We start from the raw sequence: 20,021 nt of genomic DNA on the forward strand, positions 1-20,021 counted from the left end.
GAGCCCGATTGTAGTAAATTCTACAACCGGGCATTTTTCATTCTTAAGATCTAAAGTACAGGATTGCACAGACTATTGCCATAGCCCAGAATGCAAAGCCTATAAAGGTGGTGGTGCGGGCACTGTCGTAAGCCTCCTGAAGGACGTAATTCTCTTTTATCAGTTCTATTCTTTCCTCTTCGTGTCCGTCGTAGATCGGAGGCTCAGGCTCCTCTTCCTCCTCTTCGGAGGTCTCCTCGGAATTCTCCTGTTCTTCCTCAGTTCCACCGGTTTCATTTTCAAAGGCAATGTTCTCAATCGACGGCTCTTCAGGCTCGGGAACGGGCATCTGGATATCCTCACCGGATATCTCAGCAACACCCGGCTCGGTGCCATCACCATCGCCCTCTTCCTCGTCCTCATGACCTATCAGGCTGGGATCCTTGAGTTCAGGCTTCGGCGGCCTGTTAAACTCTCCCACTATGAAAAAGCCCATTCCTACAAGAAATATCGCAAGTGAATAGATCAAATAAATCTTGTTATGTCCCATATAAGCCCCGCCTCATAAAACAAAACTTATCAATACCAAAGGTATCATTCCTTTTTAACACTTATATCCTCAGGTGCTACCTTCTTAAGCTTCTTTGCGTAGTCCTTCTTTACACCGCCCTTCACATAGAAGGTTGCACCCTCGCCGATATTCTTAAAGCAGCCCTTGGAGAAGGTCTTAACCTTTTTGGATTTGATTGTTATATCATTTAAGTTGCTGCAGCCATAAAAAGCGCTTTTACCAATCTTGGTTACGTTGGCACCGATTGTCACCTCTTCAAGCTTCTCGTTGCCCTTGCAGGCTCTTACAGCTATGGAAGTAACCTTGGCATTTATATTGCCAATCTTAACTCTGTTGGGTATATCAAGGCTTATAGCGTCCGGATTAGCCATTCCCTTAAATGCCACCTCAAAATCGCCTGTAGCCTTGAAGGTTCCGAGCTCTGTCACATAGACCTTTCCCTTTTTAAGCTTAGCCTTTACGTTCTTGTACTTAGGCCAGTACTTGTTCTTTGCAAGGTCGCCTCTTTCCTTAGCCCTGTAGTCTCTGTCTGAAGGAACCTCGAAATAATAGCACCAGTCATGTCCGGCATTATAGGCACCGTTTGCGGAATTCTTCACACCCTTAACCATGGAAAGTGTATTGGGATAGTAGGTATTAAGCTCATACTGCAGATAGTTGAGCTGACCCTCTAAGTCTGACCAGTCATAGCCATGGTCATCACACCATGCTCTCATTCTGGACATTCTCTCTGCATGCCACTGACAGATTCCGTAGCTTGTTCCGCCATCACTTGTAGCCTCTGTCCTGAAGGAGGATTCCTTCTCGATGTTAGCCAGGACTCCTGAGCCCGCAGCATTGTTGAAGCCCATCTCCTGCCTGAGGAAATAGAATATCTTTTCCTCATTGTTTTTTCCATTTAAAGATGCAGCCTTAACACTGCACCGCGGTGTAACCAGACTGCATCCTATAATAAACGCTATACCTAATAATACCTTTGCCCCAAATTTAACCCCTTTTTTCATACCAGTTCTCCTTTTTAATGAAGCTCTGCTCTCACTTCGTTCGCCAGAGCAAAGTTCGATAACGGAAATCGAAGATTTCCTATCTCACTTTTACATCGGCTTTTCGTAGTAGAAAGAGCTCTTTCTTATAAATCCTATTTCCTTATAATTTATAATCTGCTCTGTGCTACCAATAAAGAGCACACCACCGGGAGCAAGAGAATCGTAATACTTTCTGAAAATCTCATCCTTTGCTTCCTCAGTGAAATATATAAGCACGTTACGGCATACGATAAGATGATAGTCCTTCGGATAAGGTTCTCTTAAAAGGTCTGCCTGCTTAAAGTTTACACGCTTTTTAACGTCATCGCAAACACGCCACTTGTCGCCTTCCTGTGTGAGGAATTTCTTCTTAAGCTCTGCCGGAACCGCTGATACTTCCTTGGCATCATAGACACCTGCTCTTGCTTTTGCAAGGGCAACTGTATCAATGTCCCACGCTGTGATATTGATCTGATTCAGCGGAATATGGTTAGACAGCAGCATAACTATGGTATACGGCTCATCTCCTGTAGAACATGCAGCGCTCCAGATCTTCAGGTTCTTACCGAACTTCTTGATAAGCTCGGGAACCATGTTCTTATCCATAAGATTCCACTGGTCGATATTTCTGAAGAACTCTGATACGTTAATTGTAAGATACGTAATAAAGGTCTCACGAGCAGTCTGATCTTTTTTGATAAGATCCATATACTGATCGTATCCCTTACACTCTGTCTTACCAATAAGCGTATCGATCCTGCGCTTCATCTGTTTCTCTTTATACGCATTAAGATCAATCTTAGTCAGCTTATAAACTTCGCCCTTAAACCACTCATAATCAACTGCCATTTCCAGACCCCCTCGTGAATTGATCACTTAATCAGAAATGCATTCCTTATAGAATTGCATAGTTACTTATGGTTTAAGTATAACCAAGCGCTATATTTATGTAAAATAAAATAAACATAAACAATATTAAGTTTATATATCAAAACGTTATTTCGTAAAGAAAAAGGACTGCCGCACCATTAATGCGACAGTCCGGAATGAACTAATTATTATTCAGCATCCTGTTCAGCGATAGCCTTCTCAATATCAACTGATACTACATCGCCATCCTCTTCAGCATCTTCCTTCTCAGGAGCTGTAAGAGCCTTGATGCTAAGGCTGATCTTGCGATCTGCTTCATTGAAGTCTACGATTCTAGCTGTAACTTCCTGTCCGATGCTAAGTACATCTGAAGGCTTCTCAATGTGCTCTCTAGCGATCTGAGATACATGAAGAAGTGCGTCGATGCCGGGCTCAAGCTCGATGAATGCACCGAAGTCAGTCATTCTGGCAACCTTACCAGTTACCTCGTTACCAACTGCATACTTAGAATCTGCATCCTTCCAAGGGTTCTCATCATCAAACTTTCTTGAAAGAGCGATCTTGCTGCCGTCGATACCCTTGATCTGAACCTTAACTGTATCGCCAACCTTGAAGGTCTTCTTAGGATTCTCAACGCGGCCCCATGACATCTCAGAGATGTGAAGGAGTCCGTCTGCTCCGCCGAGGTCGATGAACGCACCGAAATCTGTAACGTTCTTAACTGTACCTTCAACGATATCGCCAACACCGATTGTCTCGAAGAGCTTCTTAGCCTGCTCAGCCTTCTCAGCAGTGATAAGCATCTTACGGTTACCGATGTATCTTCTACGCTTCGGATTATACTCAGTTACTACGAACTGGATCTCCTGTCCTTCGTACTTGGAAAGATCCTTCTCATAAGTATCTGATACAAGACTTGCAGGGATGAAGATACGAACTTCATCAACTACTACTGTAAGTCCACCATCAAGTACCTGTACAACCTTAGCTGTAAGTACTTCCTGGTTGTTATAAGCTTCTTCAATGCGCTTATTACCTCTGTCGAGGGCAAGGCGCTTATATGACAGGATAACCTGACCGTCTGCGTCGTTGGTCTTAAGGACTTTGACATCCATTGTGTCACCTTCCTTAACCACCTGAGTCAGATCGATACTGTTATCATTGCTGTACTCGTTCTTTGTAAGTACACCATCTGACTTGTAGCCAATGTTAAGAATAATCTCATCAGGCTTGACAGATATAACAGTGCCTTCAACGACCTCCCCCGTATGAATTGTTTTGAACGACTCATTGAGCATTTGTTCAAAAGATTGTTCTGACATGATTCTGAACCTCCTCGATAATGTTCTTTGGGGTGGACGCCCCGGCGGTTATTCCCACTAGTTTAACCGCTTTAGGAAGTTCTAAATGCAAGTCATCCAGTGTTTGAATAAAATATGTATTTGCACACTTCTTACTGCATATCTCATACAGTTTCCTTGAATTAGAACTGTGCGCTCCGCCTATCACTATCATAGCATCAACCTGGCCGGCAATACGCTCTGCTTCGGTCTGCCTTTCTTCAGTTGCACTACAAATAGTGTTCACAACATTAACATTGTAGCGCGTATTAGAAAATTTATCAACGGTTTCTTGAAATTTATTTGTGTTAAATGTTGTTTGGGAAACGATACATATATCAGTTCCCTCCGGAATGTCGAGATCCAGAGCTTCATCAGGGCTCTCAACAACATAGACAGGACCTGATGCATAGCTCACAATTCCATCTACTTCGGGGTGTTTCGCACTTCCGACAACAACTATTGTCTTACCCTCGGCACTCTCCTTCTCAACTATGTTGTGAATTCTTTTTACAAAGGGGCAGGTAGCATCGATATACTCGATTCCACGCTCCTTCATGATCTCATAAATCTCTTTTCTGATTCCGTGAGATCTTATGATAAGAATTCCCTCGGTGAGACTTTTGAGCTCTTCCTCACCCTCTATCACGCTGACGCCCTGTTTTTCAAGGTCAGCTACAACTGTCTCGTTGTGAATGATAGGACCATAGGTGTATATCTTTTTATCAGTATTCTTTTTTATCTGATCGTAAACAACGTCTACTGCTCTTGTGACGCCAAAGCAAAAGCCAGCGTGCTCAGCTAAAATAACTTCCATAAATCAATTTCCTTTATAAAGCTCGATTATTTTATCCGCAACCTCATCAATTGTCATGTAGGAGGAGTCGATCTCCACAGCGTCATCTGCCTTCTTAAGAGGTGAGTTCTCTCTTGTCATATCCCTGTGGTCGCGCTCCTTGATATCCTCTTCTATCTCATCGATATTGCAGGTCTCGCCCTTCTCGATAAGCTCCTTATATCTTCTCTCTGCGCGGACTCTTGTTCCTGCAGTGAGGTATACCTTAAGCTCTGAATCAGGAAGAACCACGGTTCCGATGTCTCTTCCGTCCATAACAACATTAGTTGTCTTTGCCATTTTCCGCTGAAGCTCTACAAGCTTGGCTCTTACCTTTGCATTTGCACTGGTCTTTGAAGCCATTGCGCTTACCTGCTCGGTTCTAAGCTGTGAATTTACATTCTCTCCGTTCAAGTAAACAACCTGCTCACCATTCTCATGGCCGATAGAGATGTCTGCGCTGTCGATGTTCTTCTCGATCTCCGCACTGTCCTCTCCTGATACGCCATTTCTTATCATATGAACAGCCATAGCGCGATACATAGCGCCTGTATCAATATAAATAAAACCAAGCTTCTTTGAAACTATCTTTGCAATTGTACTCTTACCTGCTCCTGCAGGTCCATCTATAGCAATACTACTTCCCATTATTTGTTCTCCTTATCTATATATATTCCTTCAGGTAATATACATAATATTTGCTCCCGTCGGACCAAACACTTCACCGAGCCCAAAGCATCAATCTCAGCGTGCAGAGGCACTCGAGATTGATTGGTCTCGGTTCCGCGGTCCGAAAGCTCGCAAAGTATTATGTATATCACCTTACGGAATCGTTATCTACATCAGCAGCACTCTCTCCTGCCAGGTGGCCGGTAGACCATGCAATTTGGAGATTGAAGCCGCCGGTTTGAGCATCAACGTCAATGACCTCCCCTGCAAAGTATAAGCCCTTAATTTTCTTTGATTCCATAGTTGAGGGGTTAATGTCGCTGGTTGCGACGCCGCCTCTGGTAATGATTGCCTCGGGGAATCCTCGAAGGCCGGTTACATCCATCTTGATGTTCTTTATAAGACTTACAAATTCAAGTCTCTCGCCTCTTGTTATGGCATTTACCTGCTTCTCCGGATCTATACCGGAAAGTTCAACCATTATAGGTATCATCTTTGAAGGAAAAAGTGCATTCAGGCTGTTTTTGAATTGCTTGTTCTTAGCATTTTCAAATTCTCTCTGAATTCTCTTATCAAGCTGTTCCTCTGTGAGAGCGGGCTTGAGGTCGAGGTGAATCACATAGGAATATTTCTCGCCCTTTTTATCTGCCTCCTCGTAATAACAGCTCGAGGTCAAAATCAAAGGACCGCTCACACCAAAGTGAGTGAAAAGCATCTCTCCAAAGCCATCATACACGTACTTCTTTTTCTTACCGGGGCCCGATGCAGGTATCTGCTCAAGCTTAATGGCAACATTTTTGAGCGCCAGTCCCTGAAGCTCTGTGCACCACTTCTGCGCCACCTCAAATGGAACCAGCGACGGTGTGGTCTTCGTAACCTTATGTCCCAGCTCCTTGGCGAATTTGAGGCCGTCTCCGGTTGAGCCTGTGGAGGGATAGGATAAGCCTCCTGTGCAGACTATGACGGAGTCGAACTCGGAGATTCCGGAATCCTCGGATACAATGCCCTTTACATGGCCGTCCTCAGACACCTGAATCCAGCGAACCTCGTCCTGATAGCGGATGTCCACCTTGAGCTTTTTTAATATTCTCACAAGAGTACTGATAATATCTGAGGAGTGGTCGGACACAGGAAAAACGCGGTCTCCGCGCTCAGTCTTGAGCTTACATCCGTTCTCCTCGAAAAGACGCATAACCTGGGTGTTATCGTATCCATACAGCGCACTGTACAGGAACTTGGAACCGTGAGGTATCTTGTCAAAGTACTCTGAAATATCACAGGCATTTGTCACATTACATCTGCCCTTGCCGGTAATGTATATCTTCTTACCGGGCTTCTCATTTTTCTCAAAAATAGTGACGGCTGCTCCGCTCATCGCCGCGGAAATAGCCGCCATCATTCCGGCTGCACCGCAGCCAATTACAGCAACCTGCTTCATAAAACTCCAATTACTCCAAAATTATGAAAGCCTGAAAGCTTCATATGCTGACTCAAGCATGCTAACGGAATCAGCCTCTTCAAGGTCATAGTCTCCTGTAACAGCCATGCAGCCTGCGCCGTGAATGAATATCCACATCTTCATGAAAAGCTGCTCAGCATCAGGAACGCCCTGACTCTTAGCCTTGGAAACCTCACGTACAACGTTCTCATCAGAACCGTTAACAACGTCATACATGCTGGCGCCCTCATTGGCCTCTGATACAAAGAGAAGCTTGAAAAGATTAGGATTCTTCTGAGCGAATGTGATATAGCTCAGTCCAAGATCCACGAAGGGTGTCTCATGCCTGGTTGCGATTCCTCTGCAGAAATCCTCAAAGTATGCCACTGCCTTGGCTACAACGTCCTTCTTAAGCTCATCCATGTTGTCATAAATTCTGAAAATCGGCTGTGTAGAACAGCCTGCTGCAGCTGCCAGTCTTCTTGAGGTGACCTTGTCAAAGCCTTCCTTCTTGGTTATCTTAAATGCCGCATTTACAATTTCTTCCTGTGTAATAGTGGCTTTCCTGGACATATCCTAATCCTCCGTTATCATATTATGAATTGTTTATCGTATCATGTGTTATTATTTTAGTGTTTCGACCTGTCGGTGTCAACATGGATTTTGCATAGTAATTTGAAATAAAAATTCGAAAAAATATCAGTATTACGAATATTATTTTCTGACTATTTCAGTAGTTGTCAGATAGTTTCAAAAATGATATAATCATTATAGGTATTTATATTCCGTTTTACCCGACATGGGTGGACTGGAGGTTGCCATGGCAGATCTTAATATTTCAGCTGTTGGTGGTACCGAACGTGTACAGCTCACCACTACTACCGATCAGACCAAAGCTGCTGATCAGTTAAAAGAACAGATAAAGGAAGAAAGCTCGAGGAAAGAACATGTAAAGGAAGTCCTTGAGGATGTTATAGCCAAATCCAAGGATGGCGACACCGCCCAGGCCAGTAAGAAAAGCCAGGACCTTTTAAAGGATTCAGAGGAAATCGGCGATGTCAAAAAGATGCCTGATAAAAAGGATGACCATGAGCCCTCGGCTGCAATGAAGCTCCTTGATGAGATCATGAAGAAGCAACAGGATAAGCCCTCTCCCGCTGAGCGGATGAAGGAAACCTTAGAGCGCCAGGAGCGCCTGAAAAACACTCAGGCTGATCTCTCCGAGAAGCCCAATCTTCACACGCAGGCAGAGGCCAGAGAGGCTTCCAATAAGACAAAGACTCACAATTATAATTCCTATTCCGATGCTCAGCTACAGCAGATGTACATAAACGGTGATATCACACGATATGATTACGATCATGAGATGGAAGGCAGAACTGAAAAAGGAAAGGAAAACGCAGACGAGGCCAGGAATGAAAAGATATTCAATGAAGGAATCGTCAGAGTTATGGAGAATGAACGTCAGGCAGAAATAAGCGGCTCCTCTATCGAGAATGCTTTCTCCGACTACTCCAATGACAATATGAGGGCAGAACAGCGAATGGCAATGCTTGATGCCGCAGAGCTGCTGACATAAAAAGTATGTTACAGAAACATCATAGATTACCCTAAAAAAAGCTCACAGTGCTGAAATCTTTTTCAGCCTGTGAGCTTTTTGATGTCATATTATATACGGCTATGCTGACATGTAATTACTGGAAGTCAGTAACAAGTGCAGCGATACGTACAGCGAACATTATGAATACGATCCACATAACGGGTGAGATGTCCTTGATCTTGCCGATGAAGATCTTAACAAGAACCCAGCCAAGAACTGCGAACATGATACCTGTTGCAATTGAGTATGAAAGAGGCATCATAACAAGTGCGAAATATGCACCAAGTGTATCAGCAAGGTCACCATCAAATGTGATGTTCTTTGCACTTGAAACCATAAGCATTCCTACATAGATAAGAGCCGGAGCTGTTGCAAAAGAAGGAATAGCAAGGAATACCGGGCTAAGTACAAGTGAAATAAGGAACATAACAGCTGTTGTAAGTGCTGTAAGACCTGTACGTCCACCTGCTGCAACGCCTGCACTTGACTCTACGAAGCTTGTTACTGTAGAAGTACCAAGGCATGATCCTGTTACAGTACCAACAGCGTCTGACATAAATACAGCACCAACCTTAGGAAGGTTACCGTTCTCATCAAGAAGGTCTGCCTTATCAGCAACACCTACTACCGTTCCTACGGTATCAAAGATATCAACGTAAAGGAAACTGAATACAATCGCAATAAACTGTACGAAGTGTGATGCAGCCCATCCAAAGTCAAACTGGAATGCAGTCTTGGAAATACCGCTGATCTGGTTAAGTCCCTGTGAAAAATCAGGGAATACGTGACCTGCTGTGTACCAGCCTGTAGTCTCAGCGATCATACCAAGGATCCATGTAGCAAGGATACCGATAAGCACTGAACCAGTTACCTTGAAGTGCTCAAGAACTACTATTATGATCAGACCAGCAAGGCAAAGAACAACGTCTGCATCAGCAAAATCACCGAGAGCAACTGTTGTTGACTCATCGGGAATGATTACGTTAGCGCCTCTAAGACCAATGAACGCGATGAAAAGACCAATACCTGCTGAAATACCGAACTTAAGGTTCTGGGGTATGCTGTTTATGATCTTCTCGCGGAATTTTACAAGTGACATAAGAAGGAAAATAATACCTTCTACAAATACGGCTGTTAAGCAAATTCTGAAAGCGTTCTCACCCTCAGCTGCAAGCTCGCCAAGACATACTGTATAAGCAAAGTATGCGTTAAGACCAAGTCCTGCTGAAAGAGCGATCGGGTAATTTGCAAAGATAGCCATGCAGAATGTCGCAATTGCTGATGCTACCGCAGTAGCTACAAATACACCACCTGCATCCATTACAGTGCCCAGAATACTGGGGTTAACGGCGAGAATATACGCCATAGAAAGGAACGTGGTAAGACCGGCAATAATCTCGGTTTTTACCGTAGTATTGTGCTCCTTTAATTTGAAAACTTTCTCCAACATGTTTCATTCCTCCACACAATGTCTTCCGGTTTGGACCCTTTGCCCAAACATAAAAAATATAGCATAAAAAGGAGAGACCGAAAAGTCTCTCCTTACATATTAATAAACAATTTTTCATAAAACAGATCAACTCTTTATGTTCTTATTGTATACATCCAGATCAACAAGCTCTTTAATCTAACAATGCAATTTCATTTAAAATAAACTGTATATTAAAAATCGATTAAATATTCACAAAATCGCATTTCCCGCACTTTATAGAGATATAATTCAGAATAGAAGGTTTCTTTATTATTTTTGTTTTTATATTTCATCTCGGAGGCACATTATGGCTAAGAACGCAAATTCTGAAGGCAAAGTAAGTTTTAAGAACAGTATTAAAACAAAGCTTATTTCTGTCATGATCCTCGCAGCTGCATTGCCGCTCCTTGTGGCAATCATCGTAAGCTACAACACGTCCACTCAGAAGGCCATGGAGGATGCGCAGGAGTCGTTGGAGTGGCAGGCTAACTATATTGAGCGTAAGTTCGGAAATATCCTCGACGCCAACATGAACATGATACGAAGTATCGCCGGCAACCCCACTGTCATTAACTTTGTAAAGGGCGATGCAGGCATCCCCTATGACGCTGTTCAGTCTACTCTTGCAGAGTGTGACTCAATTCTTGATGACGGCGATACCACAGCCATTGCCGGTCCTGACGGTATGCAGGTTGCCAGAACAAAGGGTGATTTCATAAACGTATCTGATAGAGAATATTTCCAGAAAGCTATATCCGGAACTATCTATGTATCCAACATTCAGATAAGTAAAACCACAGGAAGAAGAATGATCACATTCGCCTGCCCTATTAAGGATGGAGATACTGTAATAGGTATCGTTCACAGAAACTACGATCTGAACAATTTTCATGAAATGCTGGCTGCTGAGGCAGAGGATGCTTTCCTTGTTGACAGAGAAGGAATGATTGCAGCTCACTCACAATATGAAATCGGCGAAGGAGCTCATGAAGAAGAAAGCCGTGCGCAGTCAGAGTTCATGACATCCGGATTAGATAAGGGCTTCTACTATGTTGATACAGGAAAAGGCTATAACGCATACGTTGCATACGTAAAAGAACCCAAGTCCCAGTTCACAGTTTGTGCAGCAACTGATTCCAATAAGATTCTTTCATCAGCAAGACGTTCAGCAATTATCGTCATTATTGTCGGTGCTGTACTTTTGATTGTTGCAATCATCATTTCCTTCGTCATGGCAAGCAGCTTCACAAAGCCTATCCAGATAGTTGGAGATGCCCTTAAAGCGCTCGCTGATGGACGCTTCGAGAAAGTTGGAGCAGCCGCTGCCAGAAAGGACGAGTTTGGAGAAATAGCAAGAGATACCAATTCCGTAATAGAAACTCTCGATGAAATAGTTACCCATATAAAGGAATCTGCTGCCAATGTAGGCTCATCATCCGAGGAGCTCTCAGACATGGCAAATCAGATTTCCCAGACTGCAGAGGATGTTTCAAATGCCGTTCAGGAGATTGCATCCGGTGCAACCCAGCAGGCAGATGAAATTCAGAGTGCTTCTGAAAATGTCGGTCTCATCGGAGACGCTGTCGGTGATGTTCAGACCTCCACAGGAAGTCTCTCAACTCTCGCAGGCAAGATGAAGGAAGCATCCGAGATATCCAGCAAGTCCCTGTCATCTCTCCAGGATTCCTCCGCTGAAATGACAGCCAAGATTGATGATATCTCCAGAACCATTCAGGCAACCCAGGAAGCAGTTGATAACATCAGTGAAAAGGTTGAAGGAATCACTTCCATCGCAACCCAGACCAATCTCCTCTCCCTCAATGCTTCTATCGAGGCAGCAAGAGCCGGAGAAGCAGGAAAAGGCTTCGCCGTTGTTGCTGAGGAAATCGGAAAGCTGGCTGAGGATTCCAAGCAGATGGCTGATGATATCATGACGGAAATGGGAACACTTCTTGAACAGAGTAAAGCAGCCGTTGCAGCAGCTGAGGATGTTAAGCAGGGTAACAACGACCAGCAGATAGCCATCGGCGAAACCTTGGATGCAGTTAACGGAATGCTTGAGGATATCGGAAGCACCGTAGGCGGTGTTCAGCTCATCTCCCAGGGTGCAGATACCTGCGAATCCTCCAAGAACGCAGTGGTTGATACCATGAGCGCGCTCTCCGCTATCTCCGAAGAGAACGCAGCTTCTTCAGAAGAAACAGGAGCATCCATGCAGGAGCTTTCCGCTACGGTTACAACCCTTGCAGGATCAGCTGACAGCTTAAAGCAGATTGCCGAGCAGCTTAACGAAGAGATGAAATTCTTTAAATCATAATAGATATCACGATATATAAAAATATGGTGCCTGCCACGATCAAGTGACAGGCACCCTTTTTGTAGTTTTTATTTTCTTACTATAATGTATAAGTTTTATGCAACCTCTGCACTGAGACACTTTACTGTATCTCTGATGATATCAACAGCTGTGTCGCAGTCCTTTTCATCAATGATAAGCGGAGGTACCATTCTTATAATGCTGCTGCCGATGGCTGTAACAAGGAGATGTCTGTCGATGCAGCCGTGCTTTACATCTACAGCATTTACAGTCTCATCAAACTCTACGCCAACCAGAAGTCCCTGGTGACGAACATCCTTAACGTGAGGGATTGTCTTAAGCTTCTCAGCGAAGTAGTCTCCCATCTCGGCTGCATTTCCTGCAAGATCTCTCTCAAGGAGCTCATTAACTTCTGCAAGAGCAGCTGCGCAGCATACGGGATGTCCACCGAAGGTTGTTCCGTGGGAGCCTTCAGAAAATGCCTTTGCAACCTCCCTGGTAGCGCAGATAGCACCGATAGGCATTCCGCCGCCAAGAGCCTTAGCCATGGATACGATATCGGGCTTTATTCCATAGTGCATGTAGCTCATAACCTCACCGGTTCTGCACCAGCCTGTCTGAACCTCATCAAGAAGGAGAAGCATACCTTTTTCATCACAGAACTCACGAAGTCCCACAAGGAATTCCTTTGTTGCAAGATGTACACCGCCCTCGCCCTGTACAGGCTCAACCATGATTGCGATTGTGTTCTCCGTGCATGCATCCTTGAATGCCTGAAGGTCATTATAGGGAGCATAGGAAAAGCCGTAAGTCATAGGTCCAAAGCCAATCTGGCAGCCGTTTCCAGGCTGACCTGTTGCTGACATGGCACCGAAGGTTCTGCCGTGGAAGCCCATCTTAGCGGTAACGATGTGATACTTGTTGGGGCCGTACTTCTCAATACCATATTTTCTTGCCATCTTGATCATGGCTTCGTTAGCCTCTGTTCCGGAGTTCTGATAGAAAATCTTATCCATTCCGATGGTCTCACAAACCTTCTTTGCAAGAAGTGCCTGAGGAATTGTGTAGGGATAGTTGAAGGTCTGCATCAATGTCTTTGCCTGCTGAACTACTGCATCAACTACTCTCTCGTTACAGTTACCTGCTGAGTTAACGGCGATACCTGCATAGAAATCCAGATACTTTTCACCCTTCTCATCATATAAGTACTGCTCCTTGCCACTCTCTGCAAGGAAGTCAAATCTCTCAAAAGTCGATATCATGTACTTGTCGGCCATTTCCTTAATCTCTTCTGCTGTATATTCTGTATCCTTTAATTTCATAACCTTCTTCTCCTCTTCTTTTCATATATTTAAAGCCTTATTGAACAAGCTTTAATCCCTTGTCTGAATGTCTGTCCTTTTTGATCTGACTCTCAGTGATGAAGCCCTTTATGATGAGGTACCGCTCAATGATGTCAACGCAGTGGTCTATTCCTACCCTCTCACTGTTTAGGGTCATGTCGTAGTTAACAGGATTTGTCCAATAGTTGCCACCTGTGTAGTACTTGTAGTAATCTGCCCTGTACTTGTCCGTTTTCTCTATTGTGGAGTGTGCCACCTTTTCGGACACGCCCATGTTTTCCATGGTTCGCTCCACGCAGAATGAACGTGGAGCTTCTATATAGATACTCACGACGTTGTCTCTTCCGCGAAGTACATAATCTGCACATTTTCCGACGATAACGCAGGGCTCTGTGTCTGCCAGATTTTTTATAATCTTGCACTGATACTCGAAAAGTCTGTCATCAGATACGAATTTTTCATTCCTTGCAATATAGCTTTTGGATCTTGGAAGTCCCTGAAGGAAGCTTGAAAATCCGCTGCTTTTGCTGAGCTTTTCATTTACCTCCTGAAAAAGCTTCTCATCCAGTCCGCTCATCTGACTTGCCAGAGTGAGGATTCTGTTTTCATAGCAATGTATTCCGAGTTCCCTGGCAAGTGTGGATGCTATCGCTTTGCCCCCGCTACCAAACCCTCTTGCGAAGGTCACAACAAAGTTTCTCATAAATCTCTCCTCTCTCCTGTCAGCCTGCAAGATATCGTGACAGGAATTCTCTTGTTCTTGCATTCTTCGGATTTGAGAACAGTATTTCCGGAGCTGCATCCTCAGCCACATATCCGTTGTCCATGAAAATAGTTCTGGTGGAAACATCTCTTGCAAAGGCCATCTCATGGGTAACGATGATCATTGTAAGTCCTGTAGTCGCAAGTTCCTTCATTACTGCGAGAACCTCGCCCACCATCTCGGGATCAAGAGCTGAAGTAGGTTCATCAAAAAGAAGTATCTCAGGATTCATGCAAAGTGCTCTTGCGATGGCAACTCTCTGCTTCTGTCCGCCTGAAAGCATTGAGGGCTTTGCATTTATGTAGGGCGCCATTCCAACTTCCTTAAGGTGTGTAATAGCTCTGTCGAAGGCTTCCTCCTTTGAAATGTGGAGCACCTTTCTGGTGCAGAGCATGCAGTTTTCAAGCACTGTCATGTTGTTGAAAAGGTTGAAGGACTGGAACACCATTCCCACCTTTGAGCGATAGTCATTGATTTCCTTCTGGACGTCCCTTACTTCCTTATCGTGATAGAAAATCTGTCCTCTGGTCTGCTTTTCAAGTCTGTTGATACAGCGGAGGAGTGTTGATTTTCCTGAGCCTGAGGAACCGACTATGCAGATAACCTCTCCCTTATTAACTTCGATATCTATCTTTCTCAAAACCTCGTGATTTCCGAAGCTTTTGCCAAGATCCTTAATGGAAAGAATTTTTTCACTCATAGTCTGCCTCCTCACTGGTTGTCCATGTACTCAACTGCCAAAGCATAGTCTTCGCTGCCCTGCATGCGCTTCTCAATAAGAATGAATAGCTTATTGAATACGAAGCACAGTACAAAATAGATAAGAGCTATAACCAGATATGATTCAAAGTATTTGTAGTAGTTACCGCCAGCGGTCTTTGCTGCCATGAACAGCTCCTGAACCGCTATTACATTAAGAACGGATGTCATCTTGAGATTGGTAAGAAAGGTGTTTGCCATCTCAGGGATGATGTTTTTAAAGGCCTGAGGCAGCACTACGTAAAACATTGTTTTCATCGGGGACATTCCCATTGCAAATGCGCCTTCTCTCTGGCCTATGTCAATGGATCCGATACCTGCTCTTACTGTTTCAGCCATGTAAGCTCCGGTGTTTAAGACTGTTACGAGAATACCTGCAAATACAGGAGTCATCTCGACATTAGCCTGTCTTAAGCCGTAGTAGATGATCATCGCCTGAACGATCATCGGTGTATCTCTGAAAACTTCCACATACACGCTGCTGATCCACTTAAGGACTCTTACAAGTATTTTCTTAACCACGTTGTCTCCGGGATTTATGGTCATGTCCTGAATAACACCTATCAGGTATCCAAGGACGAATCCCACTATTGTTCCGATGACTGCAGTGTAAAGTGTAAGGTATGTACCCTGTAAAAACATGGCGGAATATTTTCCTGCCAGAAATATTGTCCACTCCAGAGAGTTGGTTGGTTCTCCCGATAATAAACTCATAATCATAGTGCTACCTCGTTACCCTATCCTGGTATTTTTGTTATTATCAGGTGCCGTAAATCCGGCACCTGCTTTATATCTTTAGTTTGCTGCGGGCTGCTGTGTAAGAACCTTATCCATAAGCTCATCCATCTTTGCCTTGTCGTTCCAGCCGATTGCATCCATAGCACCCTGGATCTTGTCGCAGAGCTCTGTGTCATCTTTTCTTGTTGCGATGCAGACATTTACCATTTCTTCATCACCTGTGAAGGTGTCGTTTTCATCAAGTCTGATCATCAGTAGGTCGTCATTTGTAAGAAGTGCTGACTGTGCTGTGGGAACGTCTACGATAAATACGTCTGCCACACCGTTTGCTACTGCCATGAAGCACTCAGATGTTGTCTCGAAGTTGGTTCCTGTAACTGCGCCTTCAACCTGATCAAGAAGAGGAATCCATCCGCATCCAAGCTGAGTTGTAAGTACACATCCAGTACCATTTAATTCTGAAAGGCCTTTGACATCTGCATAAGGGCCATCCTTCTTAACAACGATGCAGTTATCTCTGTAGTAGTAAGGCTCTGTAAAGTTGTAAGCAAGCTGTCTCTCTGCTGTTCTTCCCATTCCTGCGATGATACAGTCATAATCACCTGCGTCCATTGAAATTCCGATCGATGACCACTCCACCTTGTGAATCTCAAGGTCCATATCAAGCTCATCTGCGATCATCTGTGCAACTGCTACATCATAGCCGTATGCGTAGTAGCTTGAATCATAGATCGGAACTGCCTTGCTTCCATCAGGAGTTGTGTCTGAATCCTGAGTCCAGTTAAATGGAGCGTATGCACATTCCATACCAACACGAAGAACTGCTCTGTCTGAAGCTTCATCTGTCTTGGGAGCTGCCTCATCAGCGATATCCTCTGAAACGGGTTCCTCAGTTTTCGCTGCAGCTGATCCGCATCCTGCGATTGCTGTCATAAGCATCATTCCTGATAATAAAGTTGCTGCAAGTCTCTTTTTCATAACGTTTCTCCTCCTAGATCTAAATTGATAATTCAGCATTGCTTATTTTTGTAAATAAGAATTTCGCTTGCGAAATTCTCGCGCCGAGCGCGGTTGCAGAATGCAACATATTCCATTCGCGCGAGTGCGCATCCACGCGGAGCGTTTTAATATCATAGGAAAGCAATTTCCTATGATATTAAAAGGCGCCGTTCGAAGTTTTGAACTTCTACGGCGCCCTTGCTGTATGTGTATATATTATTCAGAGTGATATTCTCCATCAATGTGCACAATGCACAGTCCTAATATTGTCATTTGCACAAACGTAAAAAATGCTCAGCCCACAAGATGTAGATAAATAGTGGGCTGAGCATCATTATATAGGTCATAAAAACATAAGTCTTTTTACCAAAATGCAATTAACAAGATCAAGATACTTGATGTAATCATCCAGTTCAAAATCAAGAAGCTCCTGAATCTTATTAAGTCTGTACTGCAAAGAATTCCTGTGTACATATAGTTCTTTGGCTGTGTTTGCAGTATTAAAACCATTCATGTAATAGGCAAGCAAAGTATCAACAAGGAAGGTTCCGTTTGCGTGATCATACTCCTCAAGCTTTTCAAGATTCTTATTACAGTAATCCAGGATCTCACGCTGGTTCCCGGCGTTGAACATATACTTGTAGATGCCCATTGCGCTGGCGCTTAGTACCTTTTTCTTCTTGGGATTAGGGAGCATATCGATCTTGGGAATAAGGCTCTTTGCCTGCTGATAGCTCTGTCCAAAATCCCTGGGATCAGTGTAGGGCGCTCCTAAAATGCAGGTGCCTGAAATCTTCCCCTTAAAGCTGTCGCTTGAATCAATTCTTCTCAGGATTTTTTCAAGCTCATGCTCTATCTGTTTATCCTTCCTTGCCTCAAACAAGAGAACAAACTTATTAAGGAATCTCATGAACATGGGCCTTCCTTCCATGCCTGTGACCTCACGACTAAGGACGTTACCGTAGTACTCGTAGGTGTGCTCATCCTGCTCATGATTTATTCCGTATTTGCGGTCCACGATTATTATTCCCACGCGGTAGGGCTCTGTGAATTCTATTCCGAACTGGCTTGAGATTTTCTCAATGTACTTATCGCTGATATCGTAGCCAAACAGAAGGTTATAAAGGAAATCCCCTTCTCTCTTGTTTTGAAGGCTATCCTCCATTATGAGCTTTCCAACACTCTGGTCGATGTCGACGAAGGATGCTCCCTTCCACCTCACGTAAAAAAGCGGAAGTGATAATTCTTCCGCTCTGGTAATTACTTCAGGTGACAGTTCCTCCCTGTCCTCAACAATGGATACCGCAAGTCCGGATATTCCAAGGTCATTAAGCTCCTCCATGACAGCAAGGATATCCTCAGGTTTATATCTTTCGTAGTCCACAACAAGGAGGGCATAATTCCCTCTGTTCATGTGTTCATCATAGGGCTTCGTCTGAACGAGATACGTCCAGGAAACCATGCGGTCAAGTCCCGCCTCCCCGGAAACAAGCTCAACTCCATCCAGCTTCAAATTAAGTATATCTCTACATGTAACCATTTTTCTTCCTCAGTACTTATGCTTTTTAGTAATTTTTTATGCCATTTTGGGTTAGCCTCTACTAACCGCAAATACACTTTTTAACCAAGTAGTAATCAGCCTATTTCCTGCATCTGCTTTTCACAAAAATCCTGAGCAGTCTGGGTAGTCGCAAGTCCCTCCTGACCGGTCTCCCGCAGGCATGCCGGAATGAGGTGTCCGATTCTTCCCATGGCATCTATAACTTCATCCACAGGGATTCTGCTCTTAACTCCTGCCATTGCAAGGTGAGCTGAAACAACTGCGTTCACTCCGCCGTAGGCATTCCTCTTGATGCAGGGCACTTCCACAAGCCCGGCCACAGGGTCGCAGGTAAGGCCAAGAATACTCTTTATGCAAAGGGCAACGGAATTGAGAATCATCTCATTATCTCCGCCTTCGAGATATGTAAGCGCGCCTGCTGCCATGGCTGCTGCACTTCCAATCTCCGCCTGACATCCGCCCTCTGCGCCCGCAATACTTGCACTCTCCGCAAGGACTTCGCCTATTCCCGCTGCCACATAAAGGGCTTCAATTATCTTTTCCTCGTCTGCCTTTTTCTCTTCCTCGTAGGTCAGAAGCACCGCAGGAATTACGCCGCAGGCTCCCGCAGTGGGCGCCGCAACTATACGTCTCATGCAGGCATTGGATTCGCCCATCTTAACTGCCTTCTCTATGACTGTTGAAACAAAGTCACCTACAAGCGCTGAGCCTGATGCATTAAACTCCCTGACCTTTTCGCCGTCGCCGCCTGCCATTCCGCTTTTTGAAGTTAGCTTTGCATTGTAGTTTTTATCAGCATCTCTCATGGCAGAAAGTATATCCTGCATTTTCTTATAGGACTCCTCTGCAGAAATGCTCTCCTCTCTGCAGTCTTCCTCCTGGACAACCTTCCACATGGGCGTATTTTTTTCATTTGCAATTTCTATAATTTCTTCAAGTTTCTTAAATGCCATTGCTCAGCCCTCCACCAGAGAATAGTATGTGACCTTCTCTATACCTTCCAGATGTTCAAGCCACCTTAAGGCTTCTGCCGGTATCTCCTGATCACACTCAAGTACCATAACCGCATGACCGCCTCTGGACTCTCTGTAAAGCTGCAGCGTAGCCACATTTACAGACTTATGTGCAAGCATGCTGGTCACCTCTGCTACGTGTCCCGGCTGATCCTGATTATGTACGATAAGTGTTGGATGTTCTCCTGAAAAGTTAGCAGAAAGACCGTCCACCTTAGCTATATTTATAAGTGAGCCTCCAAGGGATTCACCAACAACCTCAAGCTTCTTTCCGCTTTTTCCAACAAGCTTCATAAGAACGGAATTAGGATGGGCTTCTTTTAATTTTGCTACCCCAAAGGAAAGTTTCATTCCCTTTTGAGCTGCTATATCAAAGCTGTTTGGTATATTTTCATCGTCAGGCTCCATTCCAAGAAGGCCTGCCACCAGGGCGTATTTCGTTCCATGCCCGTTACCAGTAGCAAGGAATGATCCGTATAACAGAATCTCAGCCTCAGCGATTTCTTCTCCCATAAGCTTTCTTGAAACGAATCCTATTTTCACCGCTCCCGCTGTGTGAGAGCTTGAAGGGCCTACCATAACAGGACCTACTATGTCAAAGATGTTCATTATGCCTCCTGCCAGAATATCACATCGCTTAGATATGAAATGGCAAATTTTAGATTTTGTACTATGAGATTAATTATAACGCCACCTTGCAGAAAAGGTCACGGGATAATTAACCATAACC

At 44.3% G+C, this 20,021-nt stretch carries 19 protein-coding genes; 2 read left to right on the plus strand and 17 right to left on the minus strand.

All coding sequences use genetic code 11. The features are described 5' to 3' along the window. Positions 1-43 precede the first annotated feature (43 nt). The 8 genes from G601_RS0119280 to G601_RS0119315 form a co-directional block, all read right to left on the minus strand. Positions 44-529 (minus strand): hypothetical protein, encoded by a 486-nt coding sequence (locus G601_RS0119280; RefSeq protein ID WP_026666311.1) that lies wholly within the window; start codon positions 527-529, stop codon positions 44-46. A gap of 44 nt (positions 530-573) precedes the next feature. Then, complete coding sequence (locus G601_RS0119285) at positions 574-1,554, minus strand: phage tail tip lysozyme (RefSeq protein WP_026492462.1); 981 nt, start codon at positions 1,552-1,554, stop codon at positions 574-576. 90 nt (positions 1,555-1,644) lie between these two features. Beyond that, a complete protein-coding gene (locus G601_RS0119290) occupies positions 1,645-2,424 on the minus strand; it encodes a CheR family methyltransferase (RefSeq protein WP_026492461.1) in 780 nt (259 codons plus the stop codon). A gap of 209 nt (positions 2,425-2,633) precedes the next feature. Beyond that, positions 2,634-3,767, minus strand: a complete 1,134-nt coding sequence (rpsA, locus tag G601_RS0119295; protein ID WP_026492460.1) for a 30S ribosomal protein S1 — start codon at positions 3,765-3,767, stop codon at positions 2,634-2,636. Continuing rightward, positions 3,748-4,602, minus strand: a complete 855-nt coding sequence (gene ispH, locus G601_RS0119300) for a 4-hydroxy-3-methylbut-2-enyl diphosphate reductase (RefSeq protein WP_026492459.1) — start codon at positions 4,600-4,602, stop codon at positions 3,748-3,750. The genes rpsA and ispH overlap by 20 nt, the downstream gene beginning before the upstream one ends. Positions 4,603-4,605: 3 nt before the next feature. Next, complete coding sequence (cmk, locus tag G601_RS0119305; protein ID WP_026666312.1) at positions 4,606-5,268, minus strand: (d)CMP kinase; 663 nt, start codon at positions 5,266-5,268, stop codon at positions 4,606-4,608. 169 nt (positions 5,269-5,437) lie between these two features. Next, positions 5,438-6,727: an NAD(P)/FAD-dependent oxidoreductase gene (locus G601_RS0119310; protein ID WP_026666313.1), complete on the minus strand. Its 1,290-nt coding sequence runs from the start codon at positions 6,725-6,727 to the stop codon at positions 5,438-5,440. A 21-nt stretch (positions 6,728-6,748) separates the two neighbouring features. Continuing rightward, positions 6,749-7,300, minus strand: a complete 552-nt coding sequence (locus G601_RS0119315) for a TetR/AcrR family transcriptional regulator (protein WP_026492456.1) — start codon at positions 7,298-7,300, stop codon at positions 6,749-6,751. Between the two features lie 247 nt (positions 7,301-7,547). Between G601_RS0119315 and G601_RS0119320 the strand changes: the two genes are divergently transcribed. Then, entirely contained in the window at positions 7,548-8,306 is a 759-nt protein-coding gene (locus G601_RS0119320) for a hypothetical protein (protein ID WP_026666314.1), read from the plus strand. A gap of 115 nt (positions 8,307-8,421) precedes the next feature. Here G601_RS0119320 and G601_RS0119325 read toward each other — a convergent pair whose 3' ends face one another. Next, complete coding sequence (locus G601_RS0119325; RefSeq protein ID WP_330368879.1) at positions 8,422-9,777, minus strand: NCS2 family permease; 1,356 nt, start codon at positions 9,775-9,777, stop codon at positions 8,422-8,424. A 328-nt stretch (positions 9,778-10,105) separates the two neighbouring features. Here G601_RS0119325 and G601_RS0119330 point away from each other — a divergent pair, with 328 nt between their 5' ends. Further along, a complete protein-coding gene (locus tag G601_RS0119330) occupies positions 10,106-12,115 on the plus strand; it encodes a methyl-accepting chemotaxis protein (protein ID WP_026666316.1) in 2,010 nt (669 codons plus the stop codon). Positions 12,116-12,210: 95 nt separating this feature from the next. Here G601_RS0119330 and G601_RS0119335 read toward each other — a convergent pair whose 3' ends face one another. The 8 genes from G601_RS0119335 to sdaAB form a co-directional block, all read right to left on the minus strand. Further along, positions 12,211-13,437, minus strand: coding sequence for an aspartate aminotransferase family protein (locus tag G601_RS0119335; RefSeq protein WP_026666317.1), 1,227 nt, complete (start codon positions 13,435-13,437; stop codon positions 12,211-12,213). A 37-nt stretch (positions 13,438-13,474) separates the two neighbouring features. After that, positions 13,475-14,161 carry an AAA family ATPase gene (locus G601_RS24255; protein ID WP_051206085.1) on the minus strand — a complete coding sequence of 229 codons (687 nt, stop codon included), beginning with the start codon at positions 14,159-14,161 and terminating at the stop codon, positions 13,475-13,477. Between the two features lie 19 nt (positions 14,162-14,180). Then, the gene (locus G601_RS0119345; RefSeq protein WP_026666318.1) at positions 14,181-14,921 is read right to left on the minus strand and encodes an amino acid ABC transporter ATP-binding protein; all 741 of its coding nucleotides are present in this window, start codon (positions 14,919-14,921) and stop codon (positions 14,181-14,183) included. 11 nt (positions 14,922-14,932) lie between these two features. Continuing rightward, complete coding sequence (locus G601_RS0119350) at positions 14,933-15,700, minus strand: amino acid ABC transporter permease (RefSeq protein ID WP_242830079.1); 768 nt, start codon at positions 15,698-15,700, stop codon at positions 14,933-14,935. Positions 15,701-15,775: 75 nt separating this feature from the next. Further along, positions 15,776-16,696, minus strand: coding sequence for a transporter substrate-binding domain-containing protein (locus G601_RS0119355; RefSeq protein WP_026666319.1), 921 nt, complete (start codon positions 16,694-16,696; stop codon positions 15,776-15,778). A gap of 364 nt (positions 16,697-17,060) precedes the next feature. Then, positions 17,061-18,257, minus strand: coding sequence for a PucR family transcriptional regulator (locus G601_RS0119360; protein WP_035786551.1), 1,197 nt, complete (start codon positions 18,255-18,257; stop codon positions 17,061-17,063). A 95-nt stretch (positions 18,258-18,352) separates the two neighbouring features. Further along, on the minus strand, positions 18,353-19,231 hold the full coding sequence (gene sdaAA, locus G601_RS0119365; RefSeq protein WP_026666320.1) for an L-serine ammonia-lyase, iron-sulfur-dependent, subunit alpha: 879 nt from the start codon (positions 19,229-19,231) through the stop codon (positions 18,353-18,355). A gap of 3 nt (positions 19,232-19,234) precedes the next feature. Then, the gene (gene sdaAB / locus G601_RS0119370; protein ID WP_026666321.1) at positions 19,235-19,900 is read right to left on the minus strand and encodes an L-serine ammonia-lyase, iron-sulfur-dependent subunit beta; all 666 of its coding nucleotides are present in this window, start codon (positions 19,898-19,900) and stop codon (positions 19,235-19,237) included. Positions 19,901-20,021: the final 121 nt, after the last annotated feature.

The sequence above is a fragment of the Butyrivibrio sp. FC2001 genome, assembly GCF_000424125.1.
In the GTDB taxonomy this organism is placed as follows: Bacteria; Bacillota; Clostridia; order Lachnospirales; family Lachnospiraceae; genus Butyrivibrio.

Excerpts from the sequence above, each read along its gene's own strand:
- G601_RS0119280 (WP_026666311.1), bottom strand. The coding sequence starts at position 529 with ATGGGACATAACAAGATTTATTTGATCTATTCACTTGCGATATTTCTT.
- G601_RS0119285 (WP_026492462.1), bottom strand. The coding sequence starts at position 1,554 with ATGAAAAAAGGGGTTAAATTTGGGGCAAAGGTATTATTAGGTATAGCG.
- G601_RS0119290 (WP_026492461.1), bottom strand. The coding sequence starts at position 2,424 with ATGGCAGTTGATTATGAGTGGTTTAAGGGCGAAGTTTATAAGCTGACT.
- rpsA (WP_026492460.1), bottom strand. The coding sequence starts at position 3,767 with ATGTCAGAACAATCTTTTGAACAAATGCTCAATGAGTCGTTCAAAACA.
- ispH (WP_026492459.1), bottom strand. The coding sequence starts at position 4,602 with ATGGAAGTTATTTTAGCTGAGCACGCTGGCTTTTGCTTTGGCGTCACA.
- cmk (WP_026666312.1), bottom strand. The coding sequence starts at position 5,268 with ATGGGAAGTAGTATTGCTATAGATGGACCTGCAGGAGCAGGTAAGAGT.
- G601_RS0119310 (WP_026666313.1), bottom strand. The coding sequence starts at position 6,727 with ATGAAGCAGGTTGCTGTAATTGGCTGCGGTGCAGCCGGAATGATGGCG.
- G601_RS0119315 (WP_026492456.1), bottom strand. The coding sequence starts at position 7,300 with ATGTCCAGGAAAGCCACTATTACACAGGAAGAAATTGTAAATGCGGCA.
- G601_RS0119320 (WP_026666314.1), top strand. The coding sequence starts at position 7,548 with ATGGCAGATCTTAATATTTCAGCTGTTGGTGGTACCGAACGTGTACAG.
- G601_RS0119325 (WP_330368879.1), bottom strand. The coding sequence starts at position 9,777 with ATGTTGGAGAAAGTTTTCAAATTAAAGGAGCACAATACTACGGTAAAA.
- G601_RS0119330 (WP_026666316.1), top strand. The coding sequence starts at position 10,106 with ATGGCTAAGAACGCAAATTCTGAAGGCAAAGTAAGTTTTAAGAACAGT.
- G601_RS0119335 (WP_026666317.1), bottom strand. The coding sequence starts at position 13,437 with ATGAAATTAAAGGATACAGAATATACAGCAGAAGAGATTAAGGAAATG.
- G601_RS24255 (WP_051206085.1), bottom strand. The coding sequence starts at position 14,161 with ATGAGAAACTTTGTTGTGACCTTCGCAAGAGGGTTTGGTAGCGGGGGC.
- G601_RS0119345 (WP_026666318.1), bottom strand. The coding sequence starts at position 14,921 with ATGAGTGAAAAAATTCTTTCCATTAAGGATCTTGGCAAAAGCTTCGGA.
- G601_RS0119350 (WP_242830079.1), bottom strand. The coding sequence starts at position 15,700 with ATGATTATGAGTTTATTATCGGGAGAACCAACCAACTCTCTGGAGTGG.
- G601_RS0119355 (WP_026666319.1), bottom strand. The coding sequence starts at position 16,696 with ATGAAAAAGAGACTTGCAGCAACTTTATTATCAGGAATGATGCTTATG.
- G601_RS0119360 (WP_035786551.1), bottom strand. The coding sequence starts at position 18,257 with ATGGTTACATGTAGAGATATACTTAATTTGAAGCTGGATGGAGTTGAG.
- sdaAA (WP_026666320.1), bottom strand. The coding sequence starts at position 19,231 with ATGGCATTTAAGAAACTTGAAGAAATTATAGAAATTGCAAATGAAAAA.
- sdaAB (WP_026666321.1), bottom strand. The coding sequence starts at position 19,900 with ATGAACATCTTTGACATAGTAGGTCCTGTTATGGTAGGCCCTTCAAGC.